This window comes from Mesorhizobium sp. M7A.F.Ca.CA.001.08.2.1 (assembly GCF_003998455.1).
Taxonomy (GTDB): domain Bacteria; phylum Pseudomonadota; class Alphaproteobacteria; order Rhizobiales; family Rhizobiaceae; genus Mesorhizobium; species Mesorhizobium ciceri.
Map to the genome: position 1 here is coordinate 1 of NZ_RZPW01001235.1, position 1,010 is coordinate 1,010.

General features: G+C 67.3%; 1 pseudogene. It reads left to right on the forward strand.

Going from position 1 to position 1,010, the window contains the following annotated elements:
* Positions 1-1,010 (forward strand): annotated as a pseudogene (locus EN914_RS36465) (RNA-binding protein); the annotation flags it as partial.

Sequence of the window (1,010 nt, forward strand, 5' to 3'; positions counted from 1 at the left end):
CATCAGGCGGGCGCTGCAGCCCTTCGCCGATCTGGTCGAACCCTCCAGCGCCGACCTCGCCGACGCCATCCCGCAGATCCTCGACCAGAAGCCCGCGATGATTGTCATGGCCGATATCGGCACCATTCCCGGACAGGTCCGGCAGAGACTTGTCGATTGGGTCGACAATGGCGGCACGCTGGTGCGTTTCGCCGGTTCGCGGCTGGCCACCGCAGGCGATGACGACGATTTGCTGCCGGTCCGCCTGCGCACCGGCGAGCGTTCGCTCGGCGGCGCGCTGTCATGGACGTCGCCGCAGCCTGTCACCGAATTCCCCAAGGCCGGCCCGTTCGCCGATCTGGCGCCGCCGACCGAGGTCACTGTCAGCAGACAGGTGCTGGCCGAGCCGACACCCGATATCGTCGAGCGCACCTGGGCGGCCCTTGCCGACGGCACGCCGCTGGTCACCGGATTGAAGAAAGGCAAGGGCACGCTGGTGCTGTTCCACGTCACCCCTGAGGCAACCTGGTCGAACCTGCCGATCTCCGGCAGCTTCGTCGAGATGCTGCGCCGCATCGTGCAGCTGTCGCGCAACCAGGGCGCGGCCATCGCCAATGCCGAAGCCGCTGCGGCGTCGCTGGCGCCCTATCGCATGATTGCAGCCGACGGCTCGCTGGTGCCGCCGACGCCGGATGCACGGCCGCTTGTACCGGGCACCGGCGCGCTGCCGGTGACTTTTGAAAACCCGCCCGGCCTTTATGGTTCCGAGACGGGTGTGTTTGCCCATAATCTGCTTGAAGCCGACAGCACGCTGGCCCCGCTGGCGCGCCCGCAAATCACTGTTCCCGTCACCTCGATCCAGTATGCCTTTGACGAATCGCGCAATTTGAAGGGCGCGCTGGTCGCGGCCGCCCTGGTGCTGATGCTGCTCGATACGCTGGCGGTATTCTGGATGGGCGGCCTGTTCTCACGCCGACCGCGCCGCGCCGGTGCCATGGCAACCACCGCCGCGGTCCTGATTGCGCTGGGTA